This is a genomic window from Schinkia acidoalkalinis (genome assembly GCF_054301215.1).
In genome coordinates this window covers 3,099,278-3,124,576 of sequence record NZ_CP182573.1, presented here as the reverse complement: position 1 = coordinate 3,124,576, position 25,299 = coordinate 3,099,278, and the positions used below count along the sequence as shown (strand labels likewise).

At 38.7% G+C, this 25,299-nt stretch carries 25 protein-coding genes and 2 other annotated features; of the genes, 5 read left to right on the top strand and 20 right to left on the bottom strand.

The features are described 5' to 3' along the window. Window positions 1-44: 44 nt before the first annotated feature. Window positions 45-599, bottom strand: a complete 555-nt coding sequence (locus tag ACNQFZ_RS15760) for a CvpA family protein (RefSeq protein WP_458412277.1) — start codon at window positions 597-599, stop codon at window positions 45-47. Further along, on the bottom strand, window positions 592-888 hold the full coding sequence (zapA, locus tag ACNQFZ_RS15755) for a cell division protein ZapA (protein WP_458412276.1): 297 nt from the start codon (window positions 886-888) through the stop codon (window positions 592-594). The genes ACNQFZ_RS15760 and zapA overlap by 8 nt, the downstream gene beginning before the upstream one ends. Window positions 889-1,010: 122 nt before the next feature. Between zapA and rnhC the strand changes: the two genes are divergently transcribed. The 3 genes from rnhC (at window position 1,011) to ptsP (ending at window position 4,084) form a co-directional block, all read left to right on the top strand. After that, window positions 1,011-1,982, top strand: a complete 972-nt coding sequence (gene rnhC, locus ACNQFZ_RS15750) for a ribonuclease HIII (protein WP_458412275.1) — start codon at window positions 1,011-1,013, stop codon at window positions 1,980-1,982. A 117-nt stretch (window positions 1,983-2,099) separates the two neighbouring features. Then, on the top strand, window positions 2,100-2,366 hold the full coding sequence (locus ACNQFZ_RS15745) for a phosphocarrier protein HPr (protein ID WP_458412274.1): 267 nt from the start codon (window positions 2,100-2,102) through the stop codon (window positions 2,364-2,366). After that, on the top strand, window positions 2,366-4,084 hold the full coding sequence (ptsP, locus tag ACNQFZ_RS15740; RefSeq protein ID WP_458412273.1) for a phosphoenolpyruvate--protein phosphotransferase: 1,719 nt from the start codon (window positions 2,366-2,368) through the stop codon (window positions 4,082-4,084). The genes ACNQFZ_RS15745 and ptsP overlap by 1 nt, the downstream gene beginning before the upstream one ends. Window positions 4,085-4,150: 66 nt before the next feature. Here the strand turns inward: ptsP and pheT are convergent, their stop codons facing one another. The 3 genes from pheT to ACNQFZ_RS15725 form a co-directional block, all read right to left on the bottom strand. Continuing rightward, window positions 4,151-6,577: a phenylalanine--tRNA ligase subunit beta gene (pheT, locus tag ACNQFZ_RS15735; protein ID WP_458412272.1), complete on the bottom strand. Its 2,427-nt coding sequence runs from the start codon at window positions 6,575-6,577 to the stop codon at window positions 4,151-4,153. A gap of 14 nt (window positions 6,578-6,591) precedes the next feature. Further along, a complete protein-coding gene (pheS, locus tag ACNQFZ_RS15730) occupies window positions 6,592-7,623 on the bottom strand; it encodes a phenylalanine--tRNA ligase subunit alpha (protein ID WP_458412271.1) in 1,032 nt (343 codons plus the stop codon). A 56-nt stretch (window positions 7,624-7,679) separates the two neighbouring features. Continuing rightward, window positions 7,680-7,900: a binding site (T-box leader), on the bottom strand. A 63-nt stretch (window positions 7,901-7,963) separates the two neighbouring features. Beyond that, window positions 7,964-8,722 carry a TrmH family RNA methyltransferase gene (locus tag ACNQFZ_RS15725; protein ID WP_458412270.1) on the bottom strand — a complete coding sequence of 253 codons (759 nt, stop codon included), beginning with the start codon at window positions 8,720-8,722 and terminating at the stop codon, window positions 7,964-7,966. A gap of 285 nt (window positions 8,723-9,007) precedes the next feature. Between ACNQFZ_RS15725 and sspI the strand changes: the two genes are divergently transcribed. Beyond that, window positions 9,008-9,217 carry a small acid-soluble spore protein SspI gene (gene sspI / locus ACNQFZ_RS15720; RefSeq protein WP_458412269.1) on the top strand — a complete coding sequence of 70 codons (210 nt, stop codon included), beginning with the start codon at window positions 9,008-9,010 and terminating at the stop codon, window positions 9,215-9,217. A 49-nt stretch (window positions 9,218-9,266) separates the two neighbouring features. Here the strand turns inward: sspI and ACNQFZ_RS15715 are convergent, their stop codons facing one another. Next, window positions 9,267-10,355, bottom strand: a complete 1,089-nt coding sequence (locus ACNQFZ_RS15715; RefSeq protein WP_458412268.1) for a M42 family metallopeptidase — start codon at window positions 10,353-10,355, stop codon at window positions 9,267-9,269. 34 nt (window positions 10,356-10,389) lie between these two features. Further along, a complete protein-coding gene (locus ACNQFZ_RS15710) occupies window positions 10,390-10,875 on the bottom strand; it encodes a dUTP diphosphatase (protein WP_458412267.1) in 486 nt (161 codons plus the stop codon). 140 nt (window positions 10,876-11,015) lie between these two features. On the opposite strand from ACNQFZ_RS15710, the gene ACNQFZ_RS15705 reads away from it, so the two are divergent. Continuing rightward, entirely contained in the window at window positions 11,016-11,405 is a 390-nt protein-coding gene (locus ACNQFZ_RS15705; RefSeq protein ID WP_458412266.1) for a sigma-w pathway protein ysdB, read from the top strand. A 16-nt stretch (window positions 11,406-11,421) separates the two neighbouring features. Here ACNQFZ_RS15705 and ACNQFZ_RS15700 read toward each other — a convergent pair whose 3' ends face one another. The 13 genes from ACNQFZ_RS15700 to polA all read right to left on the bottom strand — a co-directional run bounded on the left by ACNQFZ_RS15700 (window position 11,422) and on the right by polA (window position 25,236). Then, on the bottom strand, window positions 11,422-11,691 hold the full coding sequence (locus ACNQFZ_RS15700; protein WP_458412265.1) for a DUF1294 domain-containing protein: 270 nt from the start codon (window positions 11,689-11,691) through the stop codon (window positions 11,422-11,424). 131 nt (window positions 11,692-11,822) lie between these two features. Beyond that, on the bottom strand, window positions 11,823-12,179 hold the full coding sequence (gene rplT / locus ACNQFZ_RS15695; RefSeq protein WP_458412264.1) for a 50S ribosomal protein L20: 357 nt from the start codon (window positions 12,177-12,179) through the stop codon (window positions 11,823-11,825). A gap of 66 nt (window positions 12,180-12,245) precedes the next feature. Continuing rightward, window positions 12,246-12,443 (bottom strand): 50S ribosomal protein L35, encoded by a 198-nt coding sequence (rpmI, locus tag ACNQFZ_RS15690; RefSeq protein ID WP_458412263.1) that lies wholly within the window; start codon window positions 12,441-12,443, stop codon window positions 12,246-12,248. Window positions 12,444-12,495: 52 nt separating this feature from the next. Then, window positions 12,496-13,041 (bottom strand): translation initiation factor IF-3, encoded by a 546-nt coding sequence (gene infC, locus ACNQFZ_RS15685; protein WP_458412262.1) that lies wholly within the window; start codon window positions 13,039-13,041, stop codon window positions 12,496-12,498. A 26-nt stretch (window positions 13,042-13,067) separates the two neighbouring features. Beyond that, window positions 13,068-13,193 (bottom strand) — a sequence feature (ribosomal protein L20 leader region). Between the two features lie 178 nt (window positions 13,194-13,371). Further along, window positions 13,372-15,324 carry a threonine--tRNA ligase gene (gene thrS, locus ACNQFZ_RS15680; RefSeq protein ID WP_458412261.1) on the bottom strand — a complete coding sequence of 651 codons (1,953 nt, stop codon included), beginning with the start codon at window positions 15,322-15,324 and terminating at the stop codon, window positions 13,372-13,374. 353 nt (window positions 15,325-15,677) lie between these two features. Further along, the gene (gene ytxC / locus ACNQFZ_RS15675; protein ID WP_458412260.1) at window positions 15,678-16,535 is read right to left on the bottom strand and encodes a putative sporulation protein YtxC; all 858 of its coding nucleotides are present in this window, start codon (window positions 16,533-16,535) and stop codon (window positions 15,678-15,680) included. A 106-nt stretch (window positions 16,536-16,641) separates the two neighbouring features. After that, complete coding sequence (locus ACNQFZ_RS15670) at window positions 16,642-17,481, bottom strand: ATP-binding protein (RefSeq protein ID WP_458412259.1); 840 nt, start codon at window positions 17,479-17,481, stop codon at window positions 16,642-16,644. Window positions 17,482-17,484: 3 nt separating this feature from the next. Then, a complete protein-coding gene (locus ACNQFZ_RS15665; protein ID WP_458412258.1) occupies window positions 17,485-18,921 on the bottom strand; it encodes a replication initiation and membrane attachment family protein in 1,437 nt (478 codons plus the stop codon). Between the two features lie 74 nt (window positions 18,922-18,995). Further along, entirely contained in the window at window positions 18,996-19,451 is a 456-nt protein-coding gene (gene nrdR / locus ACNQFZ_RS15660; RefSeq protein WP_458412257.1) for a transcriptional regulator NrdR, read from the bottom strand. A gap of 337 nt (window positions 19,452-19,788) precedes the next feature. Next, window positions 19,789-20,820, bottom strand: a complete 1,032-nt coding sequence (locus ACNQFZ_RS15655) for a glyceraldehyde-3-phosphate dehydrogenase (protein ID WP_458412256.1) — start codon at window positions 20,818-20,820, stop codon at window positions 19,789-19,791. Between the two features lie 141 nt (window positions 20,821-20,961). Next, window positions 20,962-21,561 (bottom strand): dephospho-CoA kinase, encoded by a 600-nt coding sequence (coaE, locus tag ACNQFZ_RS15650; protein ID WP_458412255.1) that lies wholly within the window; start codon window positions 21,559-21,561, stop codon window positions 20,962-20,964. A gap of 145 nt (window positions 21,562-21,706) precedes the next feature. Next, a complete protein-coding gene (gene mutM, locus ACNQFZ_RS15645) occupies window positions 21,707-22,564 on the bottom strand; it encodes a DNA-formamidopyrimidine glycosylase (RefSeq protein WP_458412254.1) in 858 nt (285 codons plus the stop codon). A gap of 35 nt (window positions 22,565-22,599) precedes the next feature. Next, on the bottom strand, window positions 22,600-25,236 hold the full coding sequence (gene polA, locus ACNQFZ_RS15640; RefSeq protein WP_458412253.1) for a DNA polymerase I: 2,637 nt from the start codon (window positions 25,234-25,236) through the stop codon (window positions 22,600-22,602). Window positions 25,237-25,299: the final 63 nt, after the last annotated feature.

Genomic DNA, 25,299 nt, shown 5'->3' with positions numbered 1-25,299 from the left:
GGTTAAACTTTTAAAAACCTCCATGCACACTGCATCGAGGGTTTTTAAAAATATGTTGTTCCTGTTCCTGAGTGAAACCATAATTCTTTAAGCTTTTCAGAGACAATCGGAGTATGCTCAATCATTCCTTTTGCCAACAAAGAATCATTCACCATCACCTGTACGGAATCAATCGGCGTTAAAGCGCCCACAAAAAGGAGGACAAATAGTACCAAATACACTTCTACAAACCCCAATGCTCCACCAAGCCAGCCATTAATGGTGCGGAGAATCGGTAAATCTACTAGAAAATTAAGCATGGAGCCAATAAAGTGCATGATAATTTTTGTACCAAAAAAAAGAACCGCAAATGCAATGACGCGATAAAAAACAGCCTCCAAGTCAAAGTTGTCAAAAAGAATTGACACAGCACTTTCCTTTGATGGAGCTGGAAGTGGTATCCAAATCTTTAAAAAAGGGGCTACATCATCAGAATATAAATAAGCAACAATAAAGGCGGCAATAAAACCAACAAAATACACAATCTGGAGAACAAAGCCGCGTCTAAATCCAATGAAAAAGCCAATCACAAGGACGAAAAGTAAAATTAAATCAATCATTGTTCGCTTTTTCCTCTTTCTTTTCAAGTTTTATTAATAAGCTTTCATAATCGTTTTTTAACGCCTCATGTTCGGCTTGTAATTTAAGAAAATCATTCGCAATATTGACTGATGTTAAGATTGCTAGTTTATTTGTATCCAAAAAACGATTACACTCGCTAATCTCTTTCATTTTTCTATCAACCATTGTAGCAACAATCCGGATATGGTTTGAATTTTCATCCCCGACTATTGTATATTGGTGACCATATATCTCCACTGAAATCCTTTTTCTATTTTGACCAGACACCTAGAAAGGCCCCCTATTATTCCTGAATAAAAAATGTGTAAAAATACCACGAATAGTTTATATAATGATACCATGAATAGTAGCCTTTTCAAAATTATTATTGATAAAAGGAGTTCGTGCCAATGTCAAACACGGTTTTAACCGTAACAAGTAAAAAAATTGCTGAAATGAAAGCACATTACCAGTCCTCCATTGTTAATAAAACTCCACCCGGAGGTGTATTTGTAGCAAAACCGAATGGGTGCACGATTACTGCCTACAAATCCGGAAAAGTATTGTTTCAAGGTCAAGGTGCCGAAATAGAGGCAAGCAAATGGGCAAGTGGCGAAACTAGCTCTACTACTACCAAAGCATCAACAACGCCAAGGAAAAAGAATGCCAGCCCTGGTCTGCAAATGGGGAAATATTCTCCACCACCAAACATTAGCCAATTATCGATAATTGGGTCAGATGAAGTCGGAACGGGGGATTTTTTTGGTCCAATCACAGTGGCTGCTGCCTTTGTGGCAAGTGACCAAGTGGAGCTTTTAAAGAAGTTGGGTGTCAAGGATTCTAAAGATTTAAATGACCAACAAATTGCAAAGATTGCTGAAGAAATTATCCCAATTGTACCACACAGCTTACTGATTTTAAGAAATGAAAAGTACAACGAACTAGAGACCAGCGGAATGAATCAAGGGAAGCTTAAAGCGCTTCTGCATAATCAAGCAATTGGGAAAGTGGTCAACAGGCTCACTCCAGAACAGTCTTTTGATGGCATTTTAATAGACCAGTTTTGCCAGCCGGACGTTTTCTTCCGCTATTTAACTGGAAAAGCGATTCCTTGGAAATCGCAACAGATTTACTTCAGCACAAAAGCAGAAGGTATTCATATTGCTGTTGCGGCTGCATCGATTATCGCTAGATTCGCATTTGTGAAGGAATTCGAAAAACTCAGTGTGAAAGTCGGATTTGAGTTACCAAAAGGAGCGGGCGCAAGAGTTGACAAAGCAGCTGCAGATTTCATCAAAAAATATGGTGAGGCAGCTTTATCGAAAGTTGCAAAATTGCATTTCGCAAATACTGAAAAAGCAAAACGTTTAATTAAAAAATAATGACGTGGCTTCCTAAAAGGGGAAGCTATTTTTTTTGGTGTTTTTGGGCAGGCTATGGATTGAAATTATTTATTACTTCATTTGCAATAAAATTATTTATATAAAGGAGACAATTTGATGACTGAAAAGACTTTTACGGTAACAACTGAAACAGGTATCCACGCACGTCCTGCAACAATCCTTGTTCAGACGGCTAGCAAATTCAAATGCGATGTATCGCTTGCGTACGGGGAAAAGACGGTAAACTTGAAGTCTATCATGGGTGTGATGTCTTTAGGGATTCCACATGGGGCGCAAATGAAAATTATAACGAATGGTGATGACGAAGCCGAAGCCATGAAGACAATCGAAGAAACAATAAAAGCAGAAGGATTAGGCGAATAATGGTAGGTAATAAAATACAAGGAATTGCTGCTTCAGCGGGGATTGCAATAGCTAAGGTCTATAAATTGGAACATCCCAATTTAGATGTACAAAAAAAGCACATTGATAACCCTGCGTCTGAAGTCTCCCGTTTTAAAAAAGCGGTAAGTGAGTCCGAACAAGATTTGGAAAAAATAAAACAACATGCCTTACAAAAGCTAGGTGCAGACAAAGCTGAAATTTTTTCGGCACATCTGCTTGTCCTTCATGACCCAGAGCTTATAGATGCAGTAACAAGTAACATTGAAACAGAAAAGGTAAATGCAGAATTTGCCCTTGAAGCAGTAACCCAAATGTTTATAGCGATGTTTGAACAAATGGACAATGAGTATATGCGTGAACGTGCTGCTGATATTCGCGACGTTCGAAAGCGCGTGCTTGCCCATTTATTAGGAGTAACGATTCCGAACCCTAGTATGCTGACGGAAGAGGTTATTTTGGTCGCAGAAGATTTAACGCCCTCTGACACAGCACAGCTTAATAGGCAATTTGTAAAAGGCTTTACAACTAATATTGGTGGGCGAACCTCCCACTCCGCGATCATGGCAAGATCGATGGAAATTCCCGCTGTCGTTGGGACGAAAAATATTACAAGCCAAATTCCAGAAGGCACACTTCTTATTGTTGATGGAATCGATGGTCATGTAGTTGTGAACCCAAGTCAGGATGAAATCAAGCAATACGAGCAAAAGAAACAAAGCTTTGAAGCCCAAAAAGCTGAATGGGCTAAATTAAAAAATGAAAAAACGGCTACCAGTGATGGAAAACATGTTGAATTGGCTGCCAATATCGGCACTCCTAATGATGTGGAGGGTGTAGTAAATAATGGTGCTGAAGCCATCGGGCTCTACCGAACTGAATTTTTATTTATGGGTCGTAATGAAATGCCGACAGAAGAGGAGCAATATGAAGCTTATAAAACCGTCTTAGAAAAAATGGAGGGTAAACCGGTTGTAGTTCGAACACTGGATATTGGCGGTGATAAGGAGCTCCCTTACTTAAATATGCCAGATGAGATGAATCCATTTTTAGGTTATCGAGCAATTCGCCTTTGCTTGGATCAGCAAGACATTTTCCGTACTCAATTACGCGCCTTATTAAAAGCCAGCACATTTGGCAATTTAAGAATCATGTTTCCAATGATTGCCACGCTTGATGAATTTAGGGAAGCCAAAAAAATACTTTTTGAAGAAAAAGCGGCCCTAGTAAAAAGTGGCATTGCTATTAATGAAAACATTGAAATAGGCATGATGGTTGAAATCCCAGCCACTGCCGTAATTGCAGATCAATTTGCAAAAGAGGTTGATTTTTTTAGTATTGGGACAAATGATCTCATTCAATATACGCTTGCCGCAGACCGGATGAATGAAACCATTTCCTATTTATATCAGCCCTATAACCCAGCGATTTTGCGGTTAGTTAAAATGGTCATAAGTGCCGCCCACAAGGAAGGAAAGTGGGTGGGTATGTGCGGAGAGATGGCCGGTGACCCGATTGCCATTCCGCTTCTCTTAGGCCTGGGGCTTGATGAATTTAGCATGAGTGCTACCTCCATTTTGCCGGCAAGAACGCAAATTTCCAAGCTCACTGTAAAAGAAACAGAAAATCTGGCAGCACAGGCGTTGAATATGGGCACTGCAGAAGAAGTGAAAGGCTTAGTTTCTAACGTGTATAGCTAAAATTAGTCTTACATAAAAAAGAGCTGAGAATGCATCATGCAAGCTCAGCTCTTTTTTAGTTGATTATTATCCTCTTAATGTCGCACCAAGTTTTTCTTCCACAGCCTTTAATACTAGTTCATGGGCTTTTACTACTTCCTCATCTGTTAGTGTTTTTTCCGGATCGAAATAACGTAATGAGAAAGCGATTGATTTTTTGCCTTTTTCCAAATGTTCACCTTGATATAAATCGAAGATTGTTACTTCTTTTAATAATTTGCCGCCAGCTTCTTGAATGACAGCTTGAACAGTTCCAGCCACAACATTTTCATCTACTACCAAAGCAATGTCGCGTGTAATGGATGGGAAGCGTGGAATGGCTTCGTATTGAATCTCTTCAACCTCTGTCCTTAAAAGCTTGTTTATGTTGATTTCAAACACGTAAGTTGGATGAAGGTCAAGTGTTTTTTGTACTTCTGGATGTACTTGACCAACAAAGCCAAGGTAATCTTGATCAAGCTTCATCATTGCCGTACGGCCAGGATGAAGCCCGTCTTTTTGACCTTGTTCAAACGTGATGCGATCCTGTAAGCCAAGCATTTCAAATAGACCTTCAAGGATTCCTTTTGCTACGAAGAAATCAACGGCTTTTTTCTCGCCCTGCCATGAGTGTGTTTGCCATAGTCCTGTAATGGCTCCAGCAAGATTTTCTCTTTCATTTGGCTGAATCGTTTCTATTTTTCCGTCGATTAAATATACCTTGCCTATTTCATATAGGGCTACGTTCTCAAGCTGACGTGCATTATTATGTGCCACCGCTTCTAAAAGATGTGGTACTAAACTTAAGCGTAACGTACTGCGCTCTTCACTCATTGGCATTGCCAAGCGGATTGGTGTTGCCTTTGTTGTCTCATCTTTATACAATTCTGCTCGATCAGAGCTTGTTAAAGAGTACGTAACAGCCTCAGTCAACCCAGCTCCTTCTAAAAATCTGCGGATTTTACGGCGCTTATGTTGATATGCTGATAATTTCCCTGGTGTTGTATCACCGATTGGCAATGTCGTTGGAATATAATCATAGCCATATAGACGCGCCACTTCTTCGATTAAATCCTCTGAAATGGCAATATCACGTCTTCTTGACGGCGCTGTTACTGTGAATTCATGCGTTTCTTCTGTAAAGTCAAATTGTAAACGGGTGAATATTTCCGTTACATCTTCTGTTGTAATGGTCGTTCCAAGCACTTGATTAATACGATTAGTTGATACAGTGACCTTAATAGGCATAGTATCTAAGTTATCAACCGCAACGACTCCTTCAAGAACTTCACCACCGGCAAGCTCAGCCATAAGTGCTGCCGCACGGTCACCTGCTTCTTTCGTACGAAGAGGGTCAACTCCTTTTTCAAAGCGTGTGCTTGCCTCACTGCGAAGGCCATGGTCCTTGGAAGCCTGACGAACAGTTTGACCATTAAAAACGGCCGCTTCAATTAATACATTTACGGTACCATCATGTACTTCAGAGTTAGCTCCACCCATTACACCAGCTAATGCAACAGGCTCCGTACCATTGGTAATCACAAGCTGATCAGCTTTCAAAGTGCGCTCTTGATCATCCAACGTGATAAATTTCTCATCCTGCTTTGCCCGTCTTACCAAGATTTCTTTTGATCCTAAACGGTCATAGTCGAAGGCATGGAGCGGTTGGCCATATTCTATTAAAATATAGTTCGTAATATCAACCACATTATTGATAGGACGGATTCCAGCAGCCATTAAACGCATTTGCATCCAAAGTGGTGATGGAGCAATTTTAACACCTTTTACAACTCGGGCTGCGTAATATGGGCAATCCTCTTCTGCATCAACCGTAATTTTAATATAATCTGCAGCTTTTTCACTCACTTCATGTAAGACAGGCTTTGGCAGTTTTACTTCACGGCCTAAAATTGCCGCCACTTCATATGCAACCCCGAGCATACTTAAAGCATCAGAACGGTTTGGCGTTAAACTTAGTTCTAAAACTTGGTCATGTAAATTTAAATATTCTAAAGGATCTGTGCCAACCTCAACTTCAAAAGGAAAAACAAAAATCCCACTTGCATATTCTTTTGGAACAAATTTGCTTTCAATCCCTAATTCCTGCAATGAGCAAATCATCCCATTGGAAGCTTCACCACGGAGCTTTGCTTTTTTTATTTTAAAATTTCCTGGAAGCACAGCACCGATTTTCGCAACGATTACCTTTTGTCCTGCCGCCACGTTTGGTGCCCCACAAATAATTTGCTTCGGTTCCTCTTCGCCTAGGTCAACTTGACAAATATTAAGCTTATCAGCCTCAGGGTGCTTGACGCATTCCAGCACGTGACCGATGACAACACCTTGCACACCTTTATTTAATACTTCTACACCTTCTACTTCTATTCCGGCTTTTGTAATTTTCTCTGCGAGCTCTTCTGCCGTAATATCATTTATATCAACATAGTCTTTTAACCAATTATAAGATACTAACACGTTGTTCCCTCCTCTTACGCACGTTTAAATTGTTTTAAAAAGCGAATATCGTTTGTGTAAAAATGACGAATATCGTCAATGCCGTACTTCAGCATAGCAATTCGTTCAGGCCCCATTCCGAATGCAAAGCCTGTATATTTTTTCGAATCAAAACCAGCCATTTCAAGCACATTTGGATGCACCATTCCAGCACCTAAAATTTCAATCCAGCCAGTATGCTTACAGATAGAACAGCCGTGGCCGCCGCACATACAAGATACATCGACTTCAACAGATGGCTCTGTAAACGGGAAGAAGCTAGGACGAAGGCGAATTTTACGATCTTCTCCAAACATCTTTTTCGCAAATACTTCAAGCGTTCCTTTAAGGTCGCTCATGCGGATATTTTCAGCAACGACCAAGCCCTCAATTTGCATGAATTGATGTGAGTGGGTTGCATCATCATTATCACGACGGTACACCTTTCCTGGGCAAATAATTTTTACTGGTCCGCGGCCTTCATGGTTTTCCATTGTTCTTGCCTGCACTGGTGATGTATGAGTACGAAGTAAAATTTCTTCGGTTATATAGAATGAATCTTGCATATCACGGGCAGGGTGTCCTTTTGGTAAATTTAATGCTTCAAAATTGTAATAGTCTTTTTCAACCTCAGGGCCTTCAGCAATTTCGTAACCCATGCCGATAAATAGATCCTCTATTTCCTCAATAACCGCTGTTAATGGGTGATGATTGCCTGTGCGTACAGGGCGACCTGGAAGAGTGACATCAACTGTCTCAGCCGCAAGCTTTTTCTCTACCTCAAGTTTTTCAAATCTTTCTTGCTTTTCTTCCAGCTTTTCCTGGATTGCTGCACGGACATCATTGGCAAGCTGCCCTATAATCGGACGCTCCTCCGCAGACAATTTCCCCATTCCTCTTAATACTTCTGTAATGGGACCTTTTTTCCCTAAATAGGCAACACGAATGTCATTTAATGCTTTTAAATCTTCCGCCTGCTCTACTTTTTGCAACGCTTCATTTTGTAGTTCTTTTAATCGAGCTTCCATATTGATTTTGATCCTCCTTTATTTTGTACAAAAGAAAAAAGTCTCCATCCCCTGGAAAAAGGGACGAAGACTTTATATTCGCGGTACCACCCTAATTAACAGTACATTGATCGCACTGTTCACTTCATTCAAATAACGGTTCATTTTAACCGGAATACCTTTAAGTATCAGCTCCAGAGTGAATTCGGCTACATCAATCATAAAGATGCTTGCAGTCTATGGCATCTTCTCCCTATATGTCGAGAGGTAACGTACTATGTTCCTTCACAGCTTATATTTTATAAAATTTTAAATACAATTATAGTATATATTCAATGAAGAGGCAAACGTTTCTTCCAGTCTATATGTTTCGTAAATGATACAAAAGAATAGCCGCTGCAATTGAAACGTTCAATGATTCCGCCTTCCCGTAAATCGGTATGTAAAGATTGGCATCTGTTTGTTTCAGCAACGCAGGGTTGACGCCATTCCCCTCATTCCCTACAAGTAAAGCAAATTGATTAAGCGGCTCAAATTCTTTATAATTGCGCCCATTCTCAAGCGCTGTCCCGAATACTGGTACGCCAATAGCTGTTAAACGCTTAATCCATACATCTAAGCTGCCTTCTAAAATTGGAATATGGAATAAAGAGCCTTGAGTTGCCCTGATTACCTTGCCATTATACAAGTCAACACAACCTTCACCTAAAATAACGGCATCCATTCCGACCGCATCTGCCGTGCGAATCATCGTCCCAAGATTACCTGGGTCTTGAACATTATCAACTAAAAGAAGCTTAGCCGTGGCGACGTTGATTGGCGTTGGACCAGCCATACCACAAACAGCAGCAATTCCTTGCGGCGTTTCCGTTTCGGAGATTTGCTTCATAATGTCTTCGGTTACTTCAAAAACGTCAATATCACCAACGTCCAGAAGGGAGTATTCCATCCCTTCGCGAACAATCAGTTCCTTTACATGTGCCTTATATTTCAAAGCCTCTTCGATTAAATGTATTCCTTCAATAAGAAATAAGCCTGTTTTATTTCGCTCTTTTTTCGTATGCAGCTTTTTCCATTGCTTTACACGTGGATTTTGTGTGGATTCAATTTTGGTATACATCTCTATGCCACCTCACGATCTCATTTTACCTGCGCTTACGCTTTTCTTTTTTGTCCAGCTCCAGCGCCCAGCGACTAGTAAACTTCGCTCATCTCCCTACGATAAGTTAACATCGACTCACTTTCGTTCGTCGTGTTTCCTTTATCTCAGTCGATGCGCTCCAGTTTATACGTCGCTGAACGGGCGCTTACGCTTTTCCCATTATATCTAGAAATTTTTACATAATCCAATTAAATTTGCAGAAACTAGTAAGGGACGTTTGATTAGAAAGGGAGGTGCCAATTTATGAATTTAAATCTTCGCCATGCGATTATTCAAAATGTTTCAGGGAACACCAAGGAAGAACTTGAAGATACGATTATTGATGCAATCCGTAGTCAAGAAGAGAAAATGCTTCCTGGGCTTGGTGTGCTTTTTGAAGTAATCTGGCAAAATGCCAATGAGGAAGAAAAGGAAGAAATGCTCTCTAACTTAAAAAATGGATTACAAAAGTAGTAAAAACAAGGTGCCTCCAAGCGAAGGCACCTCATTTTTTATAGTTATTTTAATCAAATATAATCTCTTTTACTTTCTCAGAATCCAATCGTTTAATCACTTCTACAATTAATTTTACAGCATTTTCATAGTCATCGCGATTAAGCATAGCTGCGTTGGAATGAATATAACGCGTGGCAATTGTAATCGCCAATGCCGGTACACCATTTGCTGTAAGATGGATGGAGCCTGCATCTGTTCCCCCGCCAGCCATGGAATCAAATTGATATGGAATATTATTTTCCTCTGCGACACTGACGACAAAATCACGCAGCCCTTTATGAGAGACAATCGATGCATCATATAAAATGATTTGCGGGCCTTCACCCATTTTACTTACAGATTCTTTTTCTGTAATTCCAGGTGTATCTCCGGCAATACCAACGTCAACGGCAAAGCCGATATCAGGCTTAATTTGGGCTGTAGCTGTTTTCGCACCTCTTAAACCAACCTCTTCTTGTACAGTGCCCACACCGTACACAACATTCGGGTGATCTACACCTTTCAGCTGTTTTAAAACATCGATGGCAATGGCACAGCCAATGCGATTATCCCATGCTTTGGCAAGGAGCATTTTTTCATTATTCATCACGGTAAATTCAAAATACGGAACAATTGAATCACCTGGAAGTACGCCCCACCCAAGCGCTTCCTCTTTACTTGTAGCACCGATATCGATAAACATATCTTTAACGTCAACTGTCTTTTTACGTGCCTCAGCAGATAAAACATGCGGTGGCTTTGAGCCAATGATTCCTGGAATATTTCCATTTTTCGTCATGATCGTTACACGTTGGGCAAGCATGACTTGTGACCACCAGCCGCCAACCGTTTGGAATCTCAAAAAACCTTTTTCAGTAATTTGCGTGACCATGAATCCAACTTCATCAAGATGTCCAGCCACCATTATTTTCGGGCCTTCTTCTCTACCAACCTTTTTGGCAATTAAGCTGCCAAGATTGTCTGTTGTAATTTCATCAACATATGGAGAGATGTACTTTTTCATTACCTCGCGAACTTCACGTTCGTCCCCAGGAATTCCTTTAGCATCTGTTAAATCCTTTAACATTGTCAACGTTTCATCCAATTGTTTGGCCATATGTATAAAAACTCCCTTCTATTACCGTACCTTCCTAATATCCCATATCTTGGCGTTTATGATTCACTTCATTTTTCATCATATATGCTTTTTCAATATCTTCGGCGGAAAAACCTAATAGTTTACCTAATAATATGTATCCATTAAAGATTTTATGGTAGTTTTCTGAATTTAATTGTCTACGAAAATCTATAATGCTCGCATACACTTGCTGGAATTGCTCTACAATATCTCTTTCTTCTTCAATTGGACTCAACGTTACCTGGTCTTGGATGCCTAGCTCAAGGCCAATTGACAAAATAAAATGAATGCCATCAACATATTCTTCTAAAATAACATCTCGTGTGGCGGCCGGTTTTAAGCTCCAAAATTTAAAGCAACGTGTTTCATTGGCTAATTCACCAAGTTCCACTAACAATGCCATGATTTTTTTATCCATTAAATTTTCATTTTCGAGTCCATGCTCTTTTTCTATCCTTGTGTCTAATTCTTTTTGAAGACTGAACAATTTGGCTAACATCGTAATTTTACTCCCCCTGCCCTTTAAGTCTATTCATATTATAGCAAATAGGGAAAAAATTATTGATATATTGAAACTAAGTTTGGGGATGATTCGTATGTATAATTGTATTTTGATATTGTTAATTAGGAGGTGTTCCCATGTTTGCTGTCATCTTCTTTAGATTACTAATTTTAACTCTGATTTTATTTCTTATTGTGAAAATAATTAAATATATCGCAAACCCCAAGCGAAAGCTGGAATTGGCCCATGAGCAGAAGCAATTTTACTTTTGGGACGACCATGACAACGTTAGAAAAAACTTCTTAATTACGTATAAAGGAGTACTTTTCGAAGGGGAAAAATATTTAGGAACGACCGATCAGGCATTCGAAATCGTCTCAATCTTTATTTGGGCAAAGGACACAGACAAATTACAAGGGCTAAAACGTGAAGATTTCCTAAAAATCGAAGCGGATATCAAAAGACACTATCCAAATGCACGAATGGAGTGGAAAAATCCAATCCGCAATTTTTTAAATAATCAGTAGGGCCCAATGGGCCCCTTTATGTTAGTAAATAGATTGCATAGCCGTAGCACACTAGATTTACGATCATAACAAGCGGCATGCCGATGGTGAATGTTTTATGCTTTGTTTTGTGATGGTAGTTTTGCATTCCCCAGTATAAGCCGATCCCGCCTCCTAAGAGACCTATAGTCCAAAATCTCATTTCCGGTATTCTCCACTGACCTTTTTGTGAACGCTTTTTATCGATGCCCATGGAAATAAAGCCAACCAAACTAATCATGATAAAATATCCTATTAAAATATACATTTCTGAAAAAGTCTCCCATCAATAGCCGGGTTAGTAACCCCGGATTTTCCATCAGCAGCTGATGGAATCAATATATTTATGTTTGTACAAAAAAGGTCATTCCTAAACGGAATGACCTTTCTTTAACATTATTACTGAACGCTTGCTTTAGCTTTTGCTGCTAATTCTGCAAATGCTTTTTCGTCACTTATAGCAAGCTCAGCTAGCATTTTGCGGTTGATTTCGATGCCAGCAACCTTTAGGCCGTGCATCATGCGGCTGTATGAAAGACCGTTCAAACGTGCAGCAGCATTGATACGTGTAATCCAAAGCTTACGGAAGTCGCGTTTCTTTTGGCGACGGTCACGATAAGCATACATTAAAGATTTCATTACTTGTTGTTTTGCAACTTTAAATAATGTATGTTTTGAACCGAAATAACCTTTTGCTAATTTTAATACGCGTTTACGACGACGACGCGTTACTGTACCACCTTTTACTCTTGGCATGTGATTCCCTCCTAAGATCTATGTTCCAAATTCTGTTAAATGTAAAATGTGAATATTTCGTATATCCTATAAGTTTGCAATCATTTGCTTGATGCGCTTATAGTCACCAGCACTTACTAAAGCACCTTTGCGAAGTTTACGTTTTACCTTTTGCTCTTTATTAGCAAATAAGTGGCTTGTGTAAGCATGTGAACGCTTCACTTTGCCGCTTCCAGTTTTTTTGAAACGCTTTGCTGAACCTCTATGAGTTTTCATTTTTGGCATGTGGGTTTCCTCCTTAGATCCATTGTTGTATTTAGTAATGCATCGATTACTGTTACTTATTTTCAGATTTAGGCGCTAATACGATAAACATACTGCGACCTTCCATCTTCGGCTTTTGTTCAACGACGCTAACTTCTGCACATTGCTCTGCTAAACGATCGAGCACTCTTTGGCCGATTTCTTTATGTGTAATTGCACGACCTTTGAAACGAATACTAGCTTTTACTTTGTCGCCTTTTTCTAGAAATTTTATTGCATTGCGTAGCTTCGTATTAAAATCATGTTCTTCAATAGTAGGGCTTAAGCGTACTTCCTTAATATTGATAACCTTTTGATTTTTACGTGCTTCTTTTTCTTTTTTCTGCTGCTCATAACGATATTTACCATAATCCATTATGCGGCAAACAGGTGGTTTTGCATTCGGTGCAACCATTACTAAATCTAAATTAGCGGTTTGCGCCATTTCTAAAGCTTCGTTTCTCGATTTAATACCGATTTGATCGCCATTAGCACCAACGAGTCGAACTTCACGTGCGCGAATTTCCTCGTTAATAAATAAGTCCTTACTAATAATTAGCCACCTCCAGGTTTTTTTCACTGAATCTTTCGTTTGGGAGACGCATGTTCACAAAAAAAACGTCGGTATACATACTACACCCACGTTTCACGATCTTCAAATTCCGAGATTGTTTAACCAGTCAACTACTTGCGCGTCAATCAGGTGAGAAGCGGGTGCCTCTACTTTTTCCACAAAGAAATATTCAATTAGACCTATCTATGTTAACATATGTTAGATAATAATGTCAACAAGCAAAACTAATTCATTAGCAACGCTTTTAATATTAACCGAAACTGCAAAAAGTTGCAAGTGTTTTTTAAATGGAAAAGATGCAGGAAATTCCTGCATCTTTTCTTTTGTTAAAATTCATTATTTTTCGATATGACCTTTTCGTTGTACTTCCAATTTTAGTAATTCAACAAACTTGTCAAAGGCTACTGTTTCTGATTTATTTTCACCATATTTGCGAACATTTACACTTTGCTCTTTTATTTCATTGTCACCGACGACAAGCATGTAAGGAATCTTTTGCATTTGAGCCTCACGAATCTTATAGCCGATCTTTTCATCGCGCTCATCAATTTCAACACGGAAGCCTTCTAATTGCAATTTTTCCTGAACTTGCTTTGCATATTCAAGGTGAACCTCACTTGATACTGGAATAACCTTTGCTTGAACTGGTGCCAACCATGTTGGGAAAGCCCCTTTGTACTCTTCAATTAAGAACGCGACAAAGCGCTCCATTGTAGAGACAACACCACGGTGGATAACAACCGGACGATGCTGCTTGCCATCTTCACCAACATATGTTAAATCAAAGCGTTCTGGTAATAAAAAGTCTAATTGAACTGTTGATAATGTTTCATCTTTCCCTAATGCTGTCTTCACTTGAACATCGAGCTTCGGACCGTAGAAGGCAGCTTCCCCTTCCGCTTCATAATAGTCAAGACCTAGGTCATCCATCGCATCTTTTAACATGGATTGTGCTTTTTCCCACATCGCATCATCATCAAAATATTTTTCCTTATCTTGAGGGTCACGATAGGATAAACGGAAGGCATAATCTGTAAAATCAAAGTCTTTATAAACTGCTAAAATTAAGTTAACAACCCGTTTGAATTCATCCTTAATTTGGTCCGGGCGAACAAAAATATGGGCATCATTTAAAGTCATGCCGCGAACGCGTTGCAATCCTGATAACGCTCCTGACATTTCATAGCGGTGCATTGTACCTAGCTCAGCGATGCGGATTGGCAGCTCACGATAGCTGTGCATGCTGTTTTTGTAGACCATCATATGGTGCGGACAGTTCATTGGTCGAAGTACCAATGATTCATTGCTATCCATTTCCATCGGTGGGAACATATCTTCCTGATAGTGATCCCAGTGGCCTGAAGTTTTATAAAGCTCAACATTTGCTAGAACAGGTGTATAAACATGGCTGTATCCAAGTCTTTCCTCTAAATCAACAATATATCTTTCAATTTGGCGACGAATAGTAGCACCTTTTGGAAGCCATAATGGCAGACCTTGTCCAACCAATTGGGAAACAGTAAATAAATTTAATTCTTTGCCAAGCTTACGGTGGTCGCGTTCTTTTGCTTCTTCAAGTAAACGCAAATGCTCGTCCAACTGTGCTTTCTTAGGGAATGCTGTTCCATAAACGCGCTGCAGCATTTTATTTTTGCTGTCTCCGCGCCAATAAGCACCGGCAATGTTCATTAATTTAAATACTTTAATCTTGCCTGTTGAAGGGACATGAACGCCACGGCAAAGATCAGAGAACTCACCTTGTGTATAGATTGTAATTTTCTCACCTTCAGGAATTGCACTTACTAATTCAACCTTTAATGGATCGCCGATTTCTTCATACATTTTGATTGCTTCTTCACGTGAAACTTCTTGGCGCTCCACTGGTAAATTTGCATCAATAATCCGCTGCATTTCTTTTTCAATTTTCGGAAGGTCCTCTGGTGTTAATGGTTGTTCCATATCGATATCATAGTAAAAGCCACTCTCAATAACAGGTCCAACCCCTAATTTCACATCTCCATATAGGCGTTTAATCGCTTGTGCCATTAAGTGTGCTGTACTATGACGTAAAACTTCAAGTCCATCTGGTGTATCATATGTGATAATTTCAATGGATCCATCTTCAGTTATTGGTGTACGCAAATCAATGGGCTTGCCATTTAATTTACCAGCTAAAGCATTTTTCTTTAATCCTGAACTAATTGATGCTGCGATATCTTCAGTCGTCGTTCCTTTAGGAAACTCCTTTACAGCGCCATCTGGGAACGAAACTTTAATTACATCCGACATATTGCTACACTCCTTTTTTTCTATCTTTTATAAAAAATAAAAAAACACTCATCCCAAATAAGGGACGAGTGTTTAGTTCGTGGTTCCACCCTTCTTCCCGCATACTTTCCTCCTGCGGCTTGAAGTCGGATAACGGTTGTTGCCGTCAACGGTTGATTCCCGTTGAAGTTTAAAGGTGGTAAGCTACCCTTCGTGTATAGAAAGCTTGCAGCCTTGGCTTTCCTCTCTAATATACCGTAAAAATAACTCATGTCCTCATCGTAACTGATTGGATATTTTATAACCTTTTGTTATGACTATGTACGTATTATATCCACATTTGTAAAATAAAATCAAGTTGCAGTTTTACTTTTTCAGCGCTTAACTTGTTGAAACGCCTCCTTTGGCCTTAGTTCAACCCGTTCTAAAAAGATGTTTTGGATTGTTTGGATAAGCCCATGGTCCAACGTCTCCGTATATAAATAAATCGTTTTCGGAGCGATGGATATTAACGGTGCAATGACCAAGGAATCTGTATCAATATCCTCAATTTTAATTAATTGTTCATCAATTAAATAGGTTAATTGCTCTGAACTAATTTTATTTAAATTCCGATCAAAAAAACTGAAATCTTCCTCATACACGAGGTGGATAATTTCCATTAAAGATTCTTTATTGTATACATAGCGGCGCAAATTTTCAACAAAGTTTTGATATTCCTGCTCTAGTTTATATTCATCGATTGCCGCTTCAATATACTGAACAAGACGAAAGCGATACTCTTTCAATCGAAATTGCAAAAAAGACTCAAATGAAAATGAAACGCTTGTTGTTAAAAAATCTTGTAATGCGTTTTCAATCATTTTTTCTCTCGGGAAGTGCTCATTCAAATGCGGCATCAGAGGCAATTCTAGCTTTTCACCGTCAATGATGGACCGTGCAATGGACATAATTTGCCTCTGTTCTTCTAGATCAGTAAAATAAAACATCGTACCGATCATTTCTTTCATCCATTTCACTTCTACTATTTTTATAATGTATCTCATTAATACCGGGATAATCACTGTCGAAATAATGGAATCAAAGGATTCCATTATTTTTATTTTTACGAGAACCTCGGGCTCATAAATAATATTCGCATCAACAAGCACGGTATTAGGATGGTTGTGTTCTTTTAATAGTTGATAAAGTAAAACTGCATCTTTTTTTTCACGAAATTGTATTGTAATCATTTTTTATATGGTCCCCCTTTTGCTGTTTTCACAGCAAATACCTGTTACATGTATATGGGGACAACGAAAAAAAAATGCCTATCTAGTAGATAGGCAGATTCATATTTTAAACCCATTCTTCGAGATTGACATCTTTTTTACGATAGTCAATCCCATCCAGCTTAATGATAATTGAATTTTTTAAAATCCTTGATGTGTTTCTCTTGCCGAATGTCTCGGTAAATTGCACATTATTCAAGTTTGTTGTAAAAATGGTCGGCTTCCCAAGCCTAGAGTCCAACAGTTCAAAAACCTTTTGAATATCATAATTAGAGCCTGCTTCGGCTCCCATATCATCTATGACTAATAAATCAATCTCTTTCATTTTTTTCAAAATATCTACAACCGTTAATCCGCTATCATCATTTTTAGAGTACGTATTTTTAATTAACGTTAGCAAGAGTGGGAGACAAATAAACAAGCCGCTATACTCTTTTTCCATGACAGCTTTCAATATAGATAGGGCTAAATGCGTTTTCCCGATACCGGTATCGCCGAATAGCAATAGATTCTTTGGGGGTTGCCCATTTTTCAAGCTAAACTTCCCAGCATAGGCAACACACAACTCTTTCACATCCTCTTGGAGGCTTGTTGTTGGCTGGTAGTTTTCAAATGTCGCACTTTTAATATCTTCGTTCATTAATGAATTTTGATTAAAATAGCGGAAGAAGCGTTCTTTTTTCAATAATTCAACATTATGCTCAATTTCAATTGCCAATGCCTTGTCAGGACATTTACAGCCAATCTTAAACTCCTGCAACTGGCCTTTATTCGGTCCGCCTAAAATAGGCATAAGTTGTACTTTAACATGGTTTCCGCAGCCTTCACAAACATATTCATTGATTGTTTTTGGCTGTTTGTAATGATTGCCGGTTAGCTCTGCTAAAACACTGCCTATTTTTTTCAATTGTTACTCCCCCTTGCCGTTAAGTAAGTCAAACATCTTTTGCTTGCGTTTCTTACGATCATCTTCTGATACATCAGGTTTCACCTGCTTTTTCTCTGTCTCATACTCATCAACACCAAGCATTAATAGACGCCTTTTCACATCCGGATTCATCTTGTCCTTACTGAATTTCTGGTGTCTTTCTCCCTCTTGTTTTGCTTTTTTCTCTTTATTTGAAGCCCATTGTTGATACTGACGGTGTTCTTGTTTCGCTAAATCCATAGCCTCTCGAACCATTTTAATTTCTTTTCTAGCCCAGTGACCTGCAATTCTTTCTACGTAATTTTTGGAAAGCTTCATATCCGTCTTTAGCATGACATAATGAATAAGCACATTCACTACACCGGGAGGAAGCTTTTGGTTAATCATAACATTTTCGATAATTTGCAGATCCGCCGCTGCCGGCTCTACCCCGCCTGAAATATCAACTAATAGCTGATATGGTGAAACACGTTCTAAATAGCTGATTAATTGCTCTTCTTTATTTGACGGTTCAGCAGCTTGATTAGACCTGAAAGAGAGTGGTTGCGTATTTTTCACTAATGTCGGCAAAGCATCACCATTCATAAATTGGTAGTAATCACGTGCCGATTTTCTTAGTTCTTCAATGTTGATTTCATCTCTTTCATCCAACGCCTGAACAACAACCTTTTTCATTTCAACCGGATCAATTCTGTAGAGGAACGAAAGCTTGGCAATAATCTCTTTCACTTTTGGAGTAAAGGCTTCTTTTGGTATTAAGGATTCAGAAATTCCGGCAAAAAATAACGAAAAGTCAAAATGGTCCTCAGTAACAAAAATACCGGAAGGATTTCCCCTTTGTGAAAACTCAGCTTGTTCTTCTATCGTTAAAGCATTCTTCATTTCTAAATTGGTTGTCGTTAATTCCGACGGGCTTAAAGATGTGAAAACATCATTGAATGCACTTGTTACCTCCAAATAATTGTTCGTCTCAATCTTATAATCAGAAAAAAACTGCTTTACTTTATTAAAACTTGTTTTGCCGAGGCGGTTATAGAGATAAATATTTAAAACGCCATCATTAAAAAAAGCCTGTGGAGATAATGGTGCCTGAAGTTCATATATATAGGTTCGACTTGTATCGTCTTCCTTTAAAAATGTTTTTAATAAACCGATTCCTTCAAGCTTTTTCCGATCCTCAAAAATTTGTTTCAAATTCAACTGCATCATACTCATGAGATGATGATGTTTATTCTGTTTTCCCCATAAACGATTGACCTCAACCTCACTCCACAAGGTCATATACAAACTGTAGCAGGTTGCACCAAGCAACGGTTGATATAATAAAGTCAGCACTTTCCTATCAAATTCTTGAAGAACTCCGTTTGTACGAATTATATATTCGTCGATTGGCAGCAGTTCCGTCCAATGGTGATTCATATTACATCCCGCCTTTTTTCTTGCATTACCTTCTTAAAAGTAGAAAAAGAGCTTTCATGAGAGAAGCCCTTTTTCTAATCTTTTTTTATTAATTCCTTTAATTCATCTATAAACACATTAATATCTTTAAATTGTCTATATACAGAAGCAAAGCGGACGTAGGCGACTTCATCAACCTTCGCTAGCTCGTCCATGACCATCTCACCTATTGCTTCACTTTTAATCTCTGAGATGCCTTGATTTCGTAGTTCTTTTTCAATTTCACTGACAATATCTTCAAGAGTTTGCAAGGGAACCGGCCTTTTTTCGCATGCTTTAATAAGACCCCTCAGCATTTTCTCGCGACTAAATTCCTCTCTTGCACCGTCTTTTTTCACAACAATTAATGGGGTTTCCTCAACCTTCTCAAACGTTGTAAACCTGTATTGACAGCTCTCACATTCTCTTCTTCTTCGAATGGATCGTCCATCCTCAACAGGGCGTGAATCAAGAACTCTTGTCCCATTATATTGGCAATGTGGACATCTCATAAAATCAACTCCGATAATTGGCACATAACCATTTCTTATCTATATCATATATAAAATCTGCTTAATTCACAAGTTCTTTTCGATGGAAATACATATTCTTGCAGGTATATTCCCTAAGCCAATTATTGTTCCTTAAAGTGATTGGACACTGCAAGGATATGGCACATAGCGTTCTATCTAATCATTAGTTTTTCACGGTGTCCAATCAAACCCAGTCACAATAATCGGCTTAGGGAACATTTTGACAGAATTACGCATTTATGCTTTCTAACATAAAAAAGAGGGACGCTACATGTCCCTCTTTTGCGATTTTTAGAATTTATTTCGAATCATTTTTTCAAACAGTAACTTCTGCTTCCTTTTCGATCCCTTTTGCTACTAATCTCGCTAAGTCGACAACGCGGCTTGAATAGCCCCATTCGTTATCATACCATACTAATACTTTTAATTTTCTGTTCCCTATAACCATTGTAGAAAGTCCATCCACAACACCTGAGCGGTCATCAGTATTGAAGTCAACCGAAACTAATGGTTCAAAGGTAATCCCTAAAATGCCCTTCAATGGTCCTTCGGCAGCTTTCTTAAGTGCTTCATTTACTTCTTCAACCGTTACGTCACGCTTTAAATCTACAACTAAATCAACCAAAGATACGTTAGGTGTTGGTACGCGTAATGCTAAACCGTGCAATTTTCCAGCCATTTCAGGCATCACAGTTGCAATTGCTTTAGCAGCACCTGTAGTTGTAGGGATAATCGACTGTGCACAAGCACGAGCACGACGAAGGTCTTTCTTATGTGGATTATCGACATTTTTTTGGTCATTTGTATATGCATGAACTGTAGTCATTAAACCATTTTCAATTCCGAATTGTTCATTAATCACTTTAACAACTGGAGCTAAACAGTTTGTTGTACAAGATGCGTTTGAAATAACATTATGTTTTTGATGATCATACTGGGCATCATTTACACCCATTACAATTGTAATATCTTCACCCTTAGCTGGAGCTGTAATAATGACTTTTTTAGCTCCTGCTTCTATATGTGCAATGGCTTTATCTTTTGAATTGAATTTCCCTGTTGCTTCAATAACAATATCTATATTTAACTCTTTCCAAGGGAGAAGCTTAGGGTCACGTTGGTCTAACAGTTGAATACGTTTGCCATTGACAATTAGTGCATTTTCTTCAGTTTCAACTGTGCCTTGAAATTTCCCGTGGACGCTATCATATTTTAACATATGTGCTAAATTTTCAGCTGGGTAGCTTGCATTTATTGCTACAATTTCAAATGATTCATCAAAAATTGCACTTCTAAAAAACATTCTACCTATACGCCCAAAACTATTAATCGCTACTCTTGCTTTCACCTTATTGACTCCTTCCGGATTATGCTATACTTTTTTTCTTTTCAGTACAATTAGTATAACATAAATAAAATAAAAATGGTTAGACTTATACACATTTTTGCAAAAATAAATAAAAATTTATCTTTATTTTCTAGTATAGTGTTATATTAATTCCCACTTTTTCAATACATTGAGTAGCTGCTCCGTTGTTTCCGTCATCGTTCCATTATTATTAATCACAGCATCGGCCATTGGAACCTTTTCCGAAAGCGGCATTTGCGAATGAATTCTCGCTTCTGCTTCTTCAAGGGAGAACTGATTTCTTTCCATCAATCTTTTCGTTTGCACATCCCGATCAACATATACAAGAATAATTTTTTCAACAAGACTCGTTAGCCTACTTTCAAACAATAAGGGGATATCTAGAACAACAACTTTTTCCCCTTTTTCTATGTATTCATCTTTTTCCCGATTCATTTTTTCACGAACCGCAGGATGGACGATACTATTTAAAATTTGCCGTTTTTCTTTATTATTAAATACGATGGCACCTAGTTTTGCGCGATCGATTGTGCGGTCAGCCTGCAAAATGGTATCGCCGAACGCTTCGACAATTTTTTGGTAGGCACCTTCACCCACCTCAACTACTTCTCGGGCAATCACATCTGCATCAATGACGACAATTCCAAGATTTCTTAACATATTGGCCACAGTGCTTTTTCCACTGGCAATCCCACCAGTTAAACCGATTACAGTTGTCATAAATCCCCCACCTTTCGCCTCCGCTTTTCTATTGTCCAGCTCTGGCGACCAGCGACTAGTAAACTTCACTCATCTCCCTACGATAAGTCAACATCGACTCACTTCGTTCGTCGTGTTTCCTTTATCTCGGTCGATGCGCTCCAGTTTATACGTCGCTGACCGGTCGCCTCCGCTTTTCTACTTTTTGGCACTTCGGACAATAATGTGTTCCGCGGCCTCCTACTGTTGTTTTTTCAATTGCTGTTCCGCAATTTTTACACGGCTCACCCTTCTTACTATATACGAGCAATTCTAGTTGAAACATCCCTATTTCTCCTTGGCTATTGACATAGGAGCGAACTGTGCTGCCACCTTTTGCAACTGCCTCTGTGAGGGTAGCGATAATTTCTTTATGAAGTCGTTTGATTTCAGTTGCTGAAAGCGATTTGGCGGGACGTTCAGGATGAATTCCCGCTCTAAATAAAGCTTCATCAACATAAATATTACCAAGGCCCACAACAATCTTTTGGTCTAACAGCGCTACCTTAATCTTTCTGTCTGTTTTCTTTAAGCGCTCACTTAAATACGTAACCGTAAAATCAGTGTCGAAAGGCTCAACACCTAATTCCGATAGGGGCGGCTCCTTTTCTTCCTTACCTTTCACAAAAAGATGCATCGTACCAAACTTCCGAACATCCCGATAACGAAGCTCGGTGCCATCCGTAAAAAAGAAAAATACATGGGTATGTTTATCAAAAGGCTCCTCTTTCGAATACAAGCCATAACGACCTTCCATACGTAGATGAGAAACTAAAACAAAATCATCAAGGACAAATTTTAAGAATTTCCCTCTTCTTTCGATATCATTGATTGATTGGCCTTTTAACAGCAATTGAAACTGCTGGACATCATCTGGCTTTTTAATCAACTTTGGCCACCGTACTTCAACATCGGCAATGGTTTTACCCTTTACTAATTTTAATAACGTTCTCCTAACTGTCTCGACCTCAGGTAATTCAGGCATAGCTACCACCTCCCTATTGGTGCCTGACACTAACATTATTTTGCATCAAACCAGGTTGGGCCAAAACAGTAATCCACCTTTAAAGGAACATCAAGCTTGACGGCATGTTCCATTACATCCGGAACGATTTCCTTTAATTTTTCGATTTCACTTTCCGGTGCTTCAAAAATTAATTCATCGTGCACCTGCAGCAATAACCGTGTTTGCAGTTGCTCTTGTTTGAGACGTTCAGCCATATCAATCATCGCTTTTTTGATGATATCGGCCGCACTTCCTTGAATTGGTGTGTTCATAGCTGTACGTTCAGCAAAGCTGCGAATGTTGAAATTTCTGCTTGTAATATCAGGCAAATAACGGCGTCGGTTAAGCAGTGTCGTTACATATCCGTTTGCTCTCGCTGTCAAAATAATATCATCCATATATTTTTTCACACCCGGAAAACTCTTTAAATATTGATCAATAAACTTTCCGGCCTCTTTTCTTGTGATTCCTAGATTTTGTGATAAACCAAAATCACTAATACCATAAATAATCCCAAAGTTCACGGCTTTGGCTTGACGGCGCATATTGGATGTTACTTCTTCTTCCGTTACATGGAAGACATCCATCGCTGTTTTCGTATGAATATCTTTACCGTGTTTAAAGGCATCCATTAACTTTTCATCTTGAGCAATATGGGCCATAACACGAAGCTCAATTTGCGAATAATCTGCTGCAAACATAACCCAGCCCTTTTCTGATGGAATAAAGGCTTGGCGAATTTTTCGGCCTTCTTCTATACGAATTGGGATATTTTGTAAATTTGGTTCTGTTGAACTTAACCGCCCTGTTTGCGTTAAAGCCTGATTAAAGCGGGTATGGATTTTGCATGTGTCTTTATGAACAACTTTTAAAAGTCCTTCAATATAAGTTGACTTCAATTTTCCAAGCTGGCGGTAATTCAATAAAAGCGGAATGATTTCATGCATATCCGCGAGCTTTTCAAGAACATCAGCAGATGTTGAATAGCCTGTTTTCGTTTTTTTAACCGGTGGTAAATTTAACTTTTCAAACAAAATAACCCCCAGCTGTTTCGGTGAATTAATGTTAAATGACTCACCCGCCAGTTCATAAATTTTTTCTTCCATTGTTTTGATTTGCACATCAAGGTCATGCCCCATATCTTCTAAGCGCTTAATATCAACCATAACTCCAGTTGATTCCATTTCACCTAAAATAAATGACAATGGCAATTCAAGATCCTTAAACAAATCATATTGATTATTATCTTTTAATTGTTGCAATGCTTTTTCTTTTACTTTAAAAATAGCATCTGCCTTGCGAACGAGGTGTTCAGCAAGTGCTTCCTCACTAGGCACCTTTCGTTTCGCGCCTTTCCCGTATACGGCTTCATCGGCATTGATACTCAAGTAACCATTCCGCTTGGCAACATCCGTGATTTCATGATTTGTTTCAGCAGGGTTTAAAAGGTATGAAGCAATTAGAAGATCAAATTCAATTCCTTTTAAAAGAATCCCCCTCCATTTAAGTGAAACAAGTGCCTGCTTGGCATCAAATACATATTTTTTAGCACTCTCATCCTCAAGCCAATTTTTGAAGACAGGGGAGGATAACGCAATTTCGCTTGGAATAAAAAACTTCCCCTTCTCGCTTACGATTGAAAAACCGATAATATCTGCTTCATGATAATTTTCCTCAATAATTTCGACAACAAGTGCTGACTTCTCCGCAAAAATTTCTTCGTTGACATCACGAACAACTTTATACTCTATTTCTGTCATTTCATTGTTTATTTCCGCTGAAGCACGATCCCCTAATCTATCTAACAAGGATTGAAACCCTAATTCTTTAAAAATTTTAATGACATTTTCTTTATTCATTTCATGGCGGGAAATATCATCGATTGAAACCGCAATTGGCGCCTCAATATTAATTGTGGCTAATCTTTTAGACATGAGCGCTTGCTCTTTGTTTTCCGCCAACTTTTCCTGTAGCTTTTTCCCACTGACCTCGTCAATCGATTCCAATGTCTTTTCAAGTGTGCCAAATTGACTTAATAGCTTAATAGCCGTTTTTTCTCCTACACCAGGGACACCTGGAATATTGTCTGAAGCATCTCCCATTAAGCCCTTCATATCAATGATTTGCTCAGGTGTTAAATTATACTTCTCCTTTATTTGTTTAACATCATATGTATCAACATCTGTAATTCCTTTTCTCGTATGTAAAACCGTTACATAATCAGATACGAGCTGCAGTAAATCTTTATCGCCTGATATAACTTTTACTTCTATTTGTTCTTTTTCCGCTTGCTTTGCCAAAGTCCCGATAATATCATCTGCTTCGTATAATTCAAGCTCATATCTTGGAATGTTAAAAGCATCCAGTACTTCTCTAATGAACGGAAACTGTTCGGACAGTTCGTGTGGTGTCTTTTCCCGTCCTCCCTTATATTCAGAAAAGGTCTCATGACGAAATGTTGTCTTTCCAGCGTCAAAGGCTACTAAAATATGGCTCGGATTTTCTTCCTCTAAAACTTTCAACAGAATCATCGTAAAGCCGTACACGGCATTTGTATAAACACCTTTATCATTATTTAAAAGCGGCAATGCAAAAAATGCGCGATAAGCAATACTATTCCCATCGATTAATACAATCTTTTGTTTGCTCATAAAAAAACCTCCTAAATTCGAAAAACGCCCTATATCGTTCTTTCACTATATTTTACCATGATA